General features: G+C 64.6%; 14 protein-coding genes and 2 pseudogenes. 11 read left to right on the top strand and 5 right to left on the bottom strand.

Features of this window, described 5'->3' with window-relative positions; translation table 11 throughout:
• Nucleotides 1-10 precede the first annotated feature (10 nt).
• Together CVM73_RS14670 and CVM73_RS14675 are read right to left on the bottom strand one after the other, a co-directional pair.
• A complete protein-coding gene (locus tag CVM73_RS14670) occupies nucleotides 11-595 on the bottom strand; it encodes a CoA-binding protein (protein WP_100232680.1) in 585 nt (194 codons plus the stop codon).
• A gap of 123 nt (nucleotides 596-718) precedes the next feature.
• Nucleotides 719-1,543 (bottom strand): enoyl-CoA hydratase, encoded by an 825-nt coding sequence (locus CVM73_RS14675; protein ID WP_100232681.1) that lies wholly within the window; start codon nucleotides 1,541-1,543, stop codon nucleotides 719-721.
• Between the two features lie 86 nt (nucleotides 1,544-1,629).
• Between CVM73_RS14675 and CVM73_RS14680 the strand changes: the two genes are divergently transcribed.
• The 6 genes from CVM73_RS14680 to CVM73_RS14705 all read left to right on the top strand — a co-directional run bounded on the left by CVM73_RS14680 (nucleotide 1,630) and on the right by CVM73_RS14705 (nucleotide 5,303).
• Entirely contained in the window at nucleotides 1,630-2,058 is a 429-nt protein-coding gene (locus tag CVM73_RS14680; RefSeq protein ID WP_100232682.1) for a PaaI family thioesterase, read from the top strand.
• Between the two features lie 159 nt (nucleotides 2,059-2,217).
• Nucleotides 2,218-2,682, top strand: coding sequence for a 50S ribosomal protein L13 (gene rplM / locus CVM73_RS14685; protein ID WP_018642440.1), 465 nt, complete (start codon nucleotides 2,218-2,220; stop codon nucleotides 2,680-2,682).
• Nucleotide 2,683: 1 nt separating this feature from the next.
• Nucleotides 2,684-3,163 (top strand): 30S ribosomal protein S9, encoded by a 480-nt coding sequence (gene rpsI, locus CVM73_RS14690; protein WP_027559530.1) that lies wholly within the window; start codon nucleotides 2,684-2,686, stop codon nucleotides 3,161-3,163.
• A gap of 229 nt (nucleotides 3,164-3,392) precedes the next feature.
• Nucleotides 3,393-4,613: a GGDEF domain-containing protein gene (locus CVM73_RS14695; RefSeq protein WP_100232683.1), complete on the top strand. Its 1,221-nt coding sequence runs from the start codon at nucleotides 3,393-3,395 to the stop codon at nucleotides 4,611-4,613.
• Nucleotides 4,614-4,669: 56 nt separating this feature from the next.
• On the top strand, nucleotides 4,670-4,906 hold the full coding sequence (locus CVM73_RS14700) for a hypothetical protein (RefSeq protein WP_100232684.1): 237 nt from the start codon (nucleotides 4,670-4,672) through the stop codon (nucleotides 4,904-4,906).
• A 100-nt stretch (nucleotides 4,907-5,006) separates the two neighbouring features.
• Complete coding sequence (locus CVM73_RS14705; protein WP_080136963.1) at nucleotides 5,007-5,303, top strand: antibiotic biosynthesis monooxygenase family protein; 297 nt, start codon at nucleotides 5,007-5,009, stop codon at nucleotides 5,301-5,303.
• A 222-nt stretch (nucleotides 5,304-5,525) separates the two neighbouring features.
• Here CVM73_RS14705 and CVM73_RS14715 read toward each other — a convergent pair.
• Nucleotides 5,526-6,678 (bottom strand): annotated as a pseudogene (locus CVM73_RS14715) (AI-2E family transporter).
• 284 nt (nucleotides 6,679-6,962) lie between these two features.
• Here CVM73_RS14715 and CVM73_RS14720 point away from each other — a divergent pair.
• Nucleotides 6,963-7,736 (top strand): gamma-glutamyl-gamma-aminobutyrate hydrolase family protein, encoded by a 774-nt coding sequence (locus CVM73_RS14720; protein WP_100232685.1) that lies wholly within the window; start codon nucleotides 6,963-6,965, stop codon nucleotides 7,734-7,736.
• Between the two features lie 294 nt (nucleotides 7,737-8,030).
• On the opposite strand, the pseudogene CVM73_RS40930 reads toward CVM73_RS14720, so the two are convergent.
• Together CVM73_RS40930 and CVM73_RS14725 are read right to left on the bottom strand one after the other, a co-directional pair.
• Nucleotides 8,031-8,234: pseudogene (locus tag CVM73_RS40930) on the bottom strand (helix-turn-helix domain-containing protein); the annotation flags it as partial.
• A gap of 15 nt (nucleotides 8,235-8,249) precedes the next feature.
• Nucleotides 8,250-9,008, bottom strand: a complete 759-nt coding sequence (locus CVM73_RS14725; RefSeq protein WP_245452300.1) for a DJ-1/PfpI family protein — start codon at nucleotides 9,006-9,008, stop codon at nucleotides 8,250-8,252.
• Nucleotides 9,009-9,159: 151 nt separating this feature from the next.
• Between CVM73_RS14725 and CVM73_RS14730 the strand changes: the two genes are divergently transcribed.
• From CVM73_RS14730 to CVM73_RS14745, 4 genes are all read left to right on the top strand, one after another.
• The gene (locus CVM73_RS14730; RefSeq protein ID WP_100232686.1) at nucleotides 9,160-9,414 is read left to right on the top strand and encodes a tautomerase family protein; all 255 of its coding nucleotides are present in this window, start codon (nucleotides 9,160-9,162) and stop codon (nucleotides 9,412-9,414) included.
• A gap of 178 nt (nucleotides 9,415-9,592) precedes the next feature.
• Nucleotides 9,593-10,978 (top strand): NfeD family protein, encoded by a 1,386-nt coding sequence (locus CVM73_RS14735; RefSeq protein ID WP_100232760.1) that lies wholly within the window; start codon nucleotides 9,593-9,595, stop codon nucleotides 10,976-10,978.
• Entirely contained in the window at nucleotides 10,975-11,736 is a 762-nt protein-coding gene (locus CVM73_RS14740; protein WP_100232687.1) for a slipin family protein, read from the top strand. The genes CVM73_RS14735 and CVM73_RS14740 overlap by 4 nt, the downstream gene beginning before the upstream one ends.
• Before the next feature lie 130 nt (nucleotides 11,737-11,866).
• Complete coding sequence (locus CVM73_RS14745) at nucleotides 11,867-12,955, top strand: asparaginase (RefSeq protein WP_245452301.1); 1,089 nt, start codon at nucleotides 11,867-11,869, stop codon at nucleotides 12,953-12,955.
• The last annotated feature ends 17 nt before the right edge of the window (nucleotides 12,956-12,972 follow it).

Raw genomic sequence — 12,972 nt, forward strand, 5'->3', positions numbered from 1 at the left:
GCGGATTGCGTCAGCCCTGCTCGGTCTTGTTCTTGGCGGCGCGATCCGATGCTGCGGTGTCGCCGCCACCGACGCTCATCCGATTGAGGGACAGCCGCATGCCCTGCGTCGGCACCGGCGCCCGCTTTGAACTGAGCGTGCGCGAGTTCACGCCCATCCAGGAGATTTCGGACGACAGGCGGCCATATTCGATCTTGGGGCAGCGGTTCATCACCACCTTGATACCGACCGATTCCGCTTTCGCCGCCGCGGCATCATCGCGCGCGCCGAGCTGCATCCAGATCACCTTCGGCAGCGGATCGAGCGTGAGTGCCTCCTCGACGACGGGCATGATGTGGCTGGAATTGCGGAAGATGTCGATCATGTCGACGGGACGGCCGATGTCCGAGAGCGAAGCGACGAACGGCTTGCCGAGCAGCTCCTTGCCGACATGGCCGGGGTTGACCGGAATCATGTCGTAGCCGCGCTGCGCCAGATATTTGAACGCGAAATAGCTCGGTCGCACGTTGACCGGCGAGGCGCCGACCATCGCGATCGACTTCACGCTGTTGAGGATGCCGCGGATGTAGTTGTCGGGATAGGCGTCGTGGTTCATCTTTTTCTTTCTCTGACCCTCATGGTGAGGAGCGCGGCACGCGCGTCTCGAACCATGAAGCCGCAGTCGGGCCTCTATCCTTCGAGACGCCGCGTTCCGCGGCTCCTCAGAATGAGGAGTTGACTATTCGTCCCGCCATGTCGGCGTGCGCTTCTCGATGAAGGCGCCGATACCTTCCTCGGCGTCGCGCGCCATCATGTTCTCGGTCATGACCTCTGCCGCATAGCGATAGGCATCTGCAAGGCTCATCTCGGCCTGGCGATAGAACGCCTCCTTGCCGAGCTTGATGGTGTAGGCGGATTTCAACGCAACCTGTTGCGCCAATGCGATCGCAGCCTCGCGTTCGGTACCCGCGGCGACCACGCGATTGACGAGGCCGATCTCGCGGGCGCGTGCGGCTGGGATCGGCTCACCCGTCAGCAGCATCTCCATTGCCTGCTTGCGCGGGACGTTGCGTGACAGCGCCACCATCGGTGTCGAGCAGAACAGGCCGATGTCGACGCCGGGCGTGGCGAAGCTCGCCGCCTCCGAGGCGATCGCCAGATCGCAGCTTGCCACGAGCTGGCAGCCCGCCGCGGTGGCGATGCCTTGGACGGCAGCGACCACGGGCTTGGGCAGGCGCACAATCGCCTGCATCATGGCGCTGCACGCCGTCATGATCTGCGCAAAATAAGCCCGGCCGCGATCCGGATCGGTGCGGCGCGCGGTCAGTTCCTTCATGTCGTGGCCGGCGGAAAAAGCGGGGCCGTTGGCTGCGATGACGGCCGCACGGATGTGCTTGTCTTCCGCGATCGCGTTAAGGCTCGCATGCAGCTGTCCGATCATCGCCTCCGAAAGGCTGTTGCGCGCGGCCGGTCGGTTCAGCGTGAGCACGGCGACGCTGCCGACGATCTCGCGCAGCAGGATCTGTGGTTGCGGGGAGGGGGCGCGGGCGGCCTGGACGGTCATTGACGCGATTTCCGCTAAATGATTGCAATTGGATGACACCAATAACTTAATGTAACAGGGCCAGCGAAGCGAGGGTGGGGAACGGCATGGCGTTAGCGAAAATGAGCGTGGCGGAGCTCGAGCAGTTCCTCCGTGATGAATTTCCCCAGGCCTTCAGCGGTGACGACATCACGATCGAGAGCGCGGACGGCCAGACCAGCCTTTTGCGCCAGCGCTACAGCGAAAGGATGCTGCGGCCGGGCGGAACCGTGTCTGGCCCGACGCTGATGGCGCTCGCGGATTTCGCGATGTACGTGGTGCTGCTGTCCGCGATCGGGCCGATCGGGCTCGCGGTCACCACCAATCTCAACATCAACTTCCTGCGCAAGGGCCAGCCCGGGCAGGATGTGCTGGCCGAGGCCCGGCTGCTCAAGCTCGGCAAGCGCCTGGCAGTCGGGGAGGTGAACCTATTGTCCGGCACGTCAGCCGACCCGATCGCCCATGTCACCTCGACCTATTCCATTCCAAATATTTGAGCTTTTCGCAGGTAATATAGCACCATATTTTTATGCCATTGATTTTATAGGTATAATTTCCGTTCCGGGACATTGACCGTTGCGCCTCTCTTCTCTAGAAACCCGCGCAGTCCGGTGCGGTGTTCGCGCCGATGTCTCCCCGTCCACGGAAACTCTGACATGAAAACCTTTTCGGCAAAGCCGGCCGAGGTGACGAAGAAGTGGGTGCTGATCGACGCCAAGGGTCTGGTCGTCGGCCGTCTCGCCACCATCGTTGCCATGCGCCTGCGCGGCAAGCACCTCCCGACCTACACTCCGCACGTTGATTGCGGCGATAACGTCATCATCATCAACGCGCAGCATGCGGTCCTCACCGGTCGCAAGCGCGAGCAGAAGACCTACTACAAGCACACCGGTTACGTCGGCCACGTCAAGGAGCGCACCGCGCGCCAGATCCTCGAGGGCCGTCATCCCGAGCGCGTGCTCGAGAAGGCCGTCGAGCGCATGATCCCGCGTGGTCCGCTCGGTCGCGTGCAGATGGGCAACCTCCGTGTCTACGGCGGCGCCGATCATCCGCACGAGGCGCAGCAGCCCGAGAAGATCGATATCGCCAAGTTGAACCGCAAGAACACGAGGGCCGCATAACATGGCCGAATCCATCCAGTCGCTCGACCAGCTCTCGCAGCTCAAGACGGCGGCGGCGCCCGAGGCGCCCAAGCACGAGAAGAAGGTCGACAAGTTCAACCGCGCCTATGCCACCGGCAAGCGCAAGGACGCGGTCGCCCGCGTGTGGATCAAGCCGGGCGCCGGCAAGGTCACCGTCAACGCGCGCGAGGTCGAGGTCTATTTCGCCCGTCCCGTGCTGCGCATGATGATCGAGCAGCCGTTCTCGGTGGCCCAGCGTTCGGGCCAGTACGACGTGATCTGCACCGTCGCCGGCGGCGGCCTGTCCGGCCAGGCCGGCGCGGTCCGTCACGGCATCTCCAAGGCGCTCACCTATTTCGAGCCGGAGCTGCGCTCCGTGCTCAAGAAGGGCGGCTTCCTCACCCGTGACTCCCGCGTGGTCGAGCGCAAGAAGTACGGCAAGGCCAAGGCCCGCCGGTCCTTCCAGTTCTCGAAGCGTTAATCGCTTCTGTCGCATTCGCCGCGAAAGCGGCTTCAATGAGATGCAAAAGGGCGCTGATTTCAGCGCCCTTTTTGTTGTTCGTTTGTATGCAAATTGATGGCGTGTTTCCCGAAAAATTGGGCTCGCGCGAAAACCTGAATGGAACCCGCGGGACATAGCGTCGCACATGGAAGGGCGCGCAAATCGGCTGGGCCGATCGCGTAACTGCTATGTTTTAGAGGGGGCCGACATGATGTCGCTCGATAGCATCACGCTCTATTTGGTCGCCACCATGGTTGCCGCACTGCTCGGCGCCATGATGGTGTTTTTCGGCAAGCAGGAGAACAGCCCGGCGCTGAAATGGTGGGGCACCGCCTATCTCCTCGGTGCCGCCTCCGTCGCGCTGTGGACCGCGGCGGGCGACAGGCTGGGCCCCCATCTTTACCTTGCGCTGAACGCCGTCGGTTTCGTCGCCTGCGGCATGGTGTGGAACGCGGCGCGCGTCTTTCATGGCCGCAAACCGAACTGGCCCGGCCTCGTGCTCGGCGCGCTCGCCTGGGTCACTGCTGCGACGCTGCTCGATCCCACCGCATCGATGCTGCGCATGCTCGTCGGTGCCGGCATCGTCTCGGTCTATGCGGCGCTGACCGCGAGCGAGCTCTGGACCGAACGGCGCAAGAGCCTGCAACGACGCTGGCCGGCCTTTGTGATGCCGGCGATGCATGGTTGCGTGCTGATGCTGCCGATTCTGATCGGCAGTTTCCTGCGCCCGCATGATGCCGGCTTCTCGTCGAGCATCTGGGTCACCGTGTTCGCGGTCGAGCTCATACTCTATGCCGTCGGTACCGTGTTCGTGATCTTCATGCTGGTGTCGGAACGCACCGTCACCGCGCACCGGACCGCCGCGTCGACGGATCCTTTGACCGGCATGCTCAACCGGCGCGGCTTCTCGGAGGCCTGTGCGCGCGTGATCGAGCGCGAGGCCAAGGCCGGACGGCCGGTGACCGTGATGATCTTCGACATCGACCACTTCAAGTCGATCAACGACCGCTTCGGCCATCCCGCCGGCGACGAGATGCTGAAACTGTTCTCCACCGTCGTGGTCAGCAACTTGCGCATCTCCGACCTCTCGGGCCGCATCGGCGGTGAGGAATTCGCGGCGCTGTTGCCGTGTTCGTTGGAGGAGGGCGTGCTGGTCGCCGAGCGCGTGCGCGAGGCGTTCGAGACCTCCGGCGTCGTGGTCGATGAAGGTCCGGTCGACACCACCGTCAGCATCGGCGTCGCCGGCGGTCCGGCCGGTACCGAGCTCGAGGTGCTGCTGGCCTCGGCCGATACCGCGCTCTACCAGGCCAAGCGCGGCGGCCGTAACCGCGTCGAGGCGGCCGAGGAGCTGCCATTGTCGCTGGAGAACTGGCGCCGCCAAAGCGCGGCGCGAACCGGCGCATCGCAGGCGCGTCCGGCCACCGCCTGAGCCGCGGGGCCTTGCGGTAATCTTCTGTTTACCATTCGATCCCATATCATTCCGATATGGAATCGATCCGTCGACAGAATCCGCAAGCCACCCTGATGTCGCTCGAAGCCGCCGCGGCCTCGGCACGCGGCGGTTTCGCCTGTCTGTTCTCGACCGCGGATGAATACGAGACGGCGCTGATCACCGAGCGCCGCGCGCAGGGCCGCTACACGCAGGGGCGCAGCTACTGGCCGCTCGCGCTGTTCGTCGGTTGTGCGCTGATCGTCGGGGGCACGGTCCTGCTGTTCGCCTGACAGGCCTGCATGTCCAGGCCGGGCAGGGCGCCGTTTCGGCGCCTTTTTCTTTGTCGCTGTCTGCGGTAGACACGGCCATCAACAAAAGGGTGGAAAACCGATGATCACCGAGATCGCGCAAATCGACGTCAAGCCGGGCAGCGAGAAGGACTTTGAGGCGGCCGTCGCCAAGGCCAAGGCAGCCTTCGGCCGCGCCAAGGGCTTTCACGGCTTCGAGCTGCACAAGTCGATCGAGAAGCCGCAGCGCTACCGGCTGATGGTGAAGTGGGCGACGCTGGAGAACCACACCGTCGATTTCCGCGGCTCGGAGAATTTCACCGAATGGCGCGGCCTGGTCGGCCAGTATTTTGCCGCGCCCCCGGAGGTCGAGCACACCGAGACCGTGCTCACGACCTGATAGTCAGAGCGGATGGGCTTAGGTTGAATCAAGCGGCCCCGGGCTCGGTGCACCTCTCCCGCTCGCGGGAGAGGTCGGCGCAACGCGCCGGGTGAGGGCTCTCTCCTCTTGCCTCTTGGGGGTTCTCGATTGCGGAGAAACCCTCTCCCCAACCCTCCCCCGCAAGCGGGGGAGGGGGTACACCTCCCTCGTTGCGACATTCGAACCTGATCTCATCATGCTCTACGCCGCCTCCGCCAGAGGCGGCGCCTCATACGTCTTGAAATGGTCGATCATGACCTTGGCGATGGCGACCAGCGGCAGCGCCAGCGCGAGGCCCCAGATGCCGAACACGACGCCGAGCAGGATCTGGAACGCGAACAGCGTGGCCGGCGGGATGTCCAGCGCCTGCCGCTGCAGGATCGGCGTCAGCACGTAGCTTTCCATGGCGTGGACGCCCATGAAGAGCACAAACGCCGACAAAGCGGGGATCCAGCCCGAGGCGAGGCTCGCCAGCACCACGATGACGCCGGCGATGATGGCTCCGACGGTCGGGATGAAGGCGAGCAGGCCCGCCTGAATCCCTAAGATGAACGCGCCGGGGGATGCCGATGACGGCAAGCCCGATCCAGGTCACGACGCCGACCGCGATCATGACGACGATCTGGGCGATCAGCCAGCGCTCCAGCGTCTCGGCCGTACGGTCGATGAAGAGCGCGACACGCGTGCGGTGCCTTGCCGGTGCCAGGAACAGCAGGCCGTCATGATAGACGCTGGGCTGGGCGGCGAAGGCAAGGCCGAGGAACAGCACGATGAAGATGTTACCCACGCCGTGAATGGTGCCGAGCAGCAGCTTGAGCGTCTGGCTCACGATCGCCCCGCCGCTGGAGGCGAGCGCGCCGGCGCCGGGCAAGGGACCGCGCGAGGGCGCAGCCGGCGCGGGCGTCGCCTCCGACGACGGGTTGGTCGAGGCGTCCGAGGCGGCGTTGCCGAGATCGAAGAAGCTGGTGTCGATGCCGTGGTTCTCGAGGAAGGACCTGACATTGGTGATCTGCGACTTGATGGTCTTGCTCAGCACCGAGGCCTGCTCGGCAATGGTGGCGCCGCCGAGATAGGCGATGCCTGCCAGAAGCAAAGCGAGCGCGACACAGACGATCGCAAGCCGGACCGTGTGGGGCAGGTGGACCCGGCGGCCGAGCGCATTGACCAGCGCGTTGAGGCCGAGGCCGAGCAGCATGCCGGTGAAGATCAGCAGCAGGGTGGCCGCAAAATACCAGGTGAAAGCGAGCAGCGCGGTGAACAGCACGACGCCGATGCCTCCGACGGAAATCGCCCAGGCCTGATCCCGAGCCAGGTCGCTGCGGGTGCGGGAGCGTTCATCTCTGGGAATCGTCACATGAGGTCCTTTTCGAGGGAGGCGGCGCCGACGCACTTTTTCGCGAAATCCTGCCGGGGATCAAGCGCGGCGCGCGCCGGTTTGGCGCGCCTCGTCGTCGCCGCGGGTCGTTAGGCCCCCCTCCGACCGATCGGCGTAGCCGCCCGCCCGGCCTGCCGAGGGGGCCTCCAGGCCGGGCATTTGCGCGAAAATAGCATTGCCGTCCCGCGATCCCTTCTGTTGAATTTGTTCCATCGCAGGGGCATGTTTGAAGAATCTTGTTACTGGGAGGCGCGGAACGACAGATGAGAAAGCCGGTCGTCGGCGTGATCGGGAATTCCCATCGCGTCGAAAATCGATTTCAGGTCCAGATGGTCGGCGAGCGAAACCTGCGCGCCGTGGCCGAGGTCTCCGGCGGCTTGCCGGTGATGTTTGCAGGCTCCCCTGACATCACCGATATCGCGGCGCTGCTCGATACCGTGGACGGCATCATCCTCACCGGCGCCCGCGCCAACGTGCACCCGACCCGTTTCAACGTCGATCCTTGCGAGAAGCACGAGCCCTATGACATCCACCGCGACGAGGTCGCGCTGGCCCTTTCGGTCGCCTGTGTCGCTCGCGGCATCCCGCTGTTCGGCATCTGTCGCGGCCTGCAGGAGATGAACGTCGCGTTCGGCGGCTCGCTGCATCCCGAGATCCGCGAGATCCCCGGCCGGATGAACCACCGCATGCCCCGGCTCGAGAACGGCGAGATCCATCCCGATCCGACCGTGGTGTTCGCCGACCGTCACGATGTCGATCTGACACCGGGAGGTACCTTCGCAAAGATCCTCGGCTGCGAGAAGATCCGGGTCAATTCGCTGCACGGCCAGGGCATTCTCGATCCCGGCAAGCGCGTGCTGATCGAGGGCGTCGCCGAGGACGGCACCATCGAGGCGATCCGCATCGCGGAGGCCCCGACCTTTGCGCTCGGCGTGCAATGGCATGCGGAGTACGACCCGCAGCACAATCCGATCAACCGCAAGCTGTTCGAGGCCTTTGGCGAAGCCCTGGTCGAGCGGCAAAAGGCGGCGGCGTAGGCACGCTCGTGTCCCGGACGCGCTGCAACGCTCTTGCGTTGCTGCGCAGAGCCGGGACCCAGCATCGACCTGCGCACTGTTGCGACATGGGCCCCGCTCGGCAGCGCTCAAAGAGACGCTGCGCTGCATCCGGGGCACGAGATCGGCGCCAATAGCTTCGAAAATCCTGGGCGAATAAACCAATCAGTAGGAATTGGTCCGCTCCGATTTTCGCGGCTCCGATTTGTTCTTTGAGAACGAAGTGGAGTCAGATGCAGAACGAAAGCTGACGGCGCTGCTGCGCCAAGCGGCGCCTCACACCGCCCGCTCCATCCGTCGCGCGCGATAGGCTTGCGGTGACATCAGTGTCAGCTTGCGAAACGCCTTGCGAAAGCTGCTCTCGTCCTCATAGCCGGCGGCACGCGCGATGGTCTTGATCGGCTGCGTCGTCGTCTCCAGCAGCGTGCGCGCTTGCTCGACACGGCGACGCATGATGAAGGATTGCGGCGGCTCGTGCGTGAGCTCTTGGAATTTTCAGTTCAGCGTACGCTCGCTGAGGCCGAGCGCGCCGGCAAGGCGCTTGACCGTCATCGGGACCTTGCCGGCGCGGCGAACCAGGAGGTCCGCCCTGGTCAGCAGCGGGTCCTGCGACAGCAGATAGCCGACGGGCATGAAGATCGACTGGGTGCGCTGGGCGGTGTCGATGACGACGTAGTCCGCGCACAACTTTGCGATCTGCCTGCCTTCGATCATCTCGACCAGCCTGAGCAGGAGGTCGACCCACGACATCGGGCCGGCCGCGCAGACGATGCGGTCCGCAACCGTGATGACGGCGTCGGGGGCGAGGTCGATCGTAGGATGGCGTCGCCTGAGCTCGCTTTGCAGCCACCACGTGATGGTGGCGCGGCGGTTGTCGAGCAGGCCGGCGCCGGCAAGCAGGAAGACACCGCTGCAAAATGCGCCGATGAGGCGGCCATTTGCGTGCTGCTGCCGGAGCCAGGCGCCGGCACGGGCGTATTGCGGCTGCAGCCGTTCCGCCGTGACGTGATCGACGAGGTTGCCGGGGACGATGATCGCGTCGAAGCTGCCGCGTTTGTCGATCGCGCCGTCGACCGCGACCATCTGGCCGCCGCCGGCGCGCACGGGCTTGCCGTCGAGCGAAAGCGTCCGGCAGGTGAGGCGGGCTTTCGCGCCGCTCTGCTGCATCACGTGATTGGCGAGCGACAGGATGTCAGCGACGCCAGCGATTGCCGAATGCATGCAACCTTCCAGCGCGAGAATTGCGAGCTTCATGGGACCTCCGGACCGGTGCCGCGATGCTATCCGATCGGTCCGCGCGGCGCATGGCGGAAATTGCCCGATCTCTGTCTTATCCGCCGCTGCCTCGCCGGCGCTGTCCGGTCCAATCTGCGGCCGTCATCACATGACATCAAAGGAGAGAGACATGCCTTACGTCACCATTTCCACCGTGCGCGGCATCCTGGATGCGGCCCAGAAGAAGGCGCTGCTCGAACGCGTCACCGACGTCCTGGTCGAGGTCGAAGGGCAGGGCAATCCGGAATTCCGCCGCAACGTCTGGGTCAGGATCGAGGAGCAGGAGCCTTCGCACTGGTCGCTCGGCGGCATGCAGCCGACCAGCGAGATCATAACGAGCACGTTCGGCGCAATCGGAGCGGACGGCCTGAGGGTAACGCGGTAACAGCGCTTTGGTGCAGGCGGATCAGCCGTCGGCATGGTCCGCCACTGACTCCGCTCAGCCGATCACATCGCCATCCCGCATGGGCATTCCCATTGCGTTGCACAATCGCAACGCTGGTCTCGCGCAGCATTGAGGTTCTCGAGAGCAACACCATATGCTCTGCAAGGGAGCCCTTGCCGTGCAGACCATGAAGGCGGCCCTCGTTGCGGCGATCACCGTCGTGGCTTTGACCTGCTGCCTCCTTCCCAGCTCAGCGGAGGAGAGCGGCCGGCGGCTTGCACTGATCGTTTCGATCGACGGCGCCATCGGCCCGGCGTCGGCCAGCTACGTGCGGGAGGCTTTGGCCACGGCGAGCGAACGGCGCGCCGAGGTCGTGCTTCTGAGAATGAACACCCCCGGCGGGCTCAACTCCAGCATGCGCGAGATCATCGCGGATGTGCTCGGCTCGCCCGTCCCTGTCATCGGCTATGTTGCTCCCTCGGGCGCCCACGCGGCGAGTGCCGGGACCTATATCCTTTATGCGACCCACATCGCGGCGATGGCACCGGGCACCAATATCGGTGCGGCGACGCCGGTCCAGATTGGCGGGCCGCTTCCGGGCCTGCCGAGCGGCACACCCGACAAGGATGGCAAAGACAAGAAGGACGAGCCGAAGGACGCGATGACGGCGAAGGCCACGAACGATGCCGTCGCCTTCATCCGCAGCCTCGCCGAGCTGCGCAACCGCAATGCGGACTGGGCAGAGAAGGCGGTCCGCGAGGCTGCAACGCTCACTGCCAACGGCGCGCTGGAGGCACATGCCATCGATCTCGTCGCGCGCGACCAGGCTGAATTGCTGCGGCAGGTTGATGGCCGTGTGGTGGAGCTTGCCGGCGGCAAGACGCAACGCCTCGTGACAAAGGATGCTGCCGTCGAAGCCGTCGAGCCCGGACGGATATCCCGCTTCCTGGCGGTCATCACCGACCCGAACGTGGCGTTCATTCTCCTGATGGTCGGCATCTACGGCCTGATCTTCGAGTTCATGTCTCCCGGAGCCGTCGCTCCCGGAGTCGTCGGCGCGATCTGCCTGCTGATCGGCCTCTATGCGCTCAATCTGCTGCCGATCAACTATGCCGGCCTCGCCCTGATGCTGGTGGGGCTCGTGCTTCTCACCGTCGAAGCCTTCAACCCGACCGTGGTGGTCGGCTTCGGAGGGATCATCGCTTTCGTGCTGGGAGCAATGATGCTTTTCAGGAGCGAGGCGCCCGGTTACCAACTGTCGTGGTGGGTGATCGGCACCACTGCGGTCGTGTTCGGCGGCTTTGCTCTGATCGTGCTTGGTTCGCTTCGGCGCGTCCGCAAAGCTCCCGCGCTGGTCGGCGCACAGGCCATGCGCGGCTTGCCCGCCGAGGTTCTCGACTGGAACGGGAACGAAGGTCATGTGTTCGCCCATGGTGAGCGCTGGCAGGCGCGCGGCGCCGAGACGTTCAAGCCCGGAGAGACGGTGGAGGTCGCCAACGTCATCGACCTGACGCTGCTGATACGCCGCACACCCGCCCGGACAGGCGAGGGAGGTACATCATGATGCTGGAATATCTGACGTATGCGGCGCTTGCGCTGCTTGTCGTCGTGTTTCTATCCCAGGCCATTCGAATCCTGCGCGAATACGAGCGCGGCGTCATCTTCACGCTCGGCCGCTTCACCGGTGTGAAGGGCCCGGGCCTCATCCTCCTCGTCCCGATCGTGCAGCAACTCGTCAAGGTCGATCTGCGGGTGATGGTGCAGGTCGTGCCGCCGCAGGACGTGATTTCGCGGGACAACGTGTCCGTCAAGGTCAACGCCGTCCTGTACTTCCGCATCGTCGACCCCGAGCGCGCCATCATCAAGGTCGGTGACTACATGGCGGCGACCAGCCAGCTCGCTCAGACCACGTTGCGTTCGGTGCTCGGCAAGCACGAGCTCGACGAGATGCTTGCCGAGCGCGACAGGTTGAACGCCGATATCCAGGAGATCCTCGACAAGCAGACCGATATCTGGGGCATCAAGGTCACCAGTATCGAGATCAAGGACGTCGATATCAACGAAACCATGGTTCGCGCCATTGCCAAACAGGCTGAGGCGGAGCGCTTGCGGCGGGCCAAGGTGATCAATGCGATGGGCGAGCAGCAGGCCGCCGAAAAGCTCGTCGAAGCCGGCCGGATCCTGGCGCAGGAGCCTCAGGCAATGCAGCTGCGTTACTTCGCGGCTCTGCACGACATCGCCGGTGAACGGTCGTCGACCGTGGTGTTTCCGCTCCCGACCGGCCTGCTCGACCATTTCATGCCGCGGCCCAACAACCCGTAGCGGAAAGCTGTGAGGACGACCCATCTTCGCCCAAATGGGCGTGTCGAATGTTGATGCCTACTTAAACGGGAGAAAACATTCGATGACCAAGCACGCCGTTAGCCCACCAGGCCGCCAACGTCGGACATTCATGCTTGCCGTTCCGCTGGTCGCCTTCGCACTTTGTTCGTGGCCGATCGGCGAAACGGCGCGGGCCGCAGAGCCGGGCAAGGACACCCCTGTCGCCAATCTGCCCCGGATCCTCGTGCTTGCGACCGGCGGCACCATCGCAGGCCAGGCCGACCCGCGCGCGACCGGCGCCTACAAGTCCGGCCAGATCACGGGCGAGCAGCTGATGCAGTCGGTGCCGGGCCTGGACAAGCTTGCCAAGCTGAACGCCGAGCAGATTTCGTCGATTGGATCCCAGGACATGAACGACAAGGTCTGGTTTGCGCTGGCCCGCCGCATCCAGGACGCCTTCGACAAGAATGAAGCCGATGGAGTCGTCATCACTCACGGCACCGATACGCTGGAGGAGACCGCGTTCTTTCTCGACAATGTGGTGCGCGGCGACAAGCCGGTGGTGATCGTCGGCTCGATGCGACCGGCCACGGCGATCAGCGCGGACGGTCCCGGCAATCTCTACGAGGCGGTGCAGGTCGCCGCCGATCCGCGCTCGCGCGGGCGGGGCGTCATAGCCGTGCTGAACGACAAGATTCAAGGCGCCCGCTCGGTCACCAAGACCAACACCACGAGCATCGAGACGTTCAGTTCGCCCAATGACGGACCGATCGGCTACGTCGACACCGCCGGCGGCATCCGTTTCATGACCCAGGCTGCGGGCGTCAAGCGTGCGACTTATCAGCTGCCGGCAGGCGACCAATTGCCGCGGGTCGCGATCGTCTACTCGCACGCCAACATGGATGCCGTTCCCATCGAGGACGCTATTTCGCACGGCGCCAAGGGCATCGTGCTGGCCGGCGTCGGCGACGGCAATACGTCCAAGCCGGCGCTCGATGCGCTCGAAGCGGCGGCCAAGCAGGGCATCCTCGTCGTCCGCTCCACGCGGGTGCGATCCGGCTTCGTCACAAGGAACGTCGAGGTCGACGACGACAAGAACGGCTTCGTTGTGTCCGAGGACCTCAATCCGCAGAAGGCGCGTGTGCTCGCCCAATTGCTGATCGCGAGCGGCGTGACGGTGCCGGCCGAGTTGCAGCGGGCATTCACCGCGACGTGGTAATGGTCGGGTAGGATGGG

This window comes from Bradyrhizobium forestalis (genome assembly GCF_002795245.1).
Classification (GTDB): domain Bacteria; phylum Pseudomonadota; class Alphaproteobacteria; order Rhizobiales; family Xanthobacteraceae; genus Bradyrhizobium; species Bradyrhizobium forestalis.